Below are 246 nucleotides of genomic sequence, written 5' to 3' on the forward strand. Positions count from 1 at the left end.
GGTGTTCACCGCCAGCTCGCCGCCGGGCGCGATGCGTCCGCCCTGGACGAATGGGCCGCCCTCGCCCTTGGCGCAGAAACCCAGGTCCTCGAGGAACAGCAGGGTGTTGATGGTAAAGGCGTCGTAGAGCATCACCAGGTCGATGTCGGCGTGCCGCACACCGGCCATCTGCATGGCTCGCGGAGCGCTTTCCGAGGCCGCCGTCACGGTGAGGTCGGGCATCGACACGATCGAGCGATGCCACTG

At 67.5% G+C, this 246-nt stretch carries 1 protein-coding gene; it reads right to left on the minus strand.

Annotated elements, in window-relative coordinates:
* Nucleotides 1-246: thiolase C-terminal domain-containing protein (locus tag ACLJNW_RS27590; RefSeq protein WP_410961747.1), on the minus strand; the 246-nt coding region annotated here is incomplete at both ends.

Origin of the sequence: Salmonella sp. SAL4457 (assembly GCF_046548235.1) — a bacterium.
GTDB classification, from domain to species: Bacteria; Pseudomonadota; Gammaproteobacteria; order Enterobacterales; family Enterobacteriaceae; genus Salmonella; species Salmonella enterica.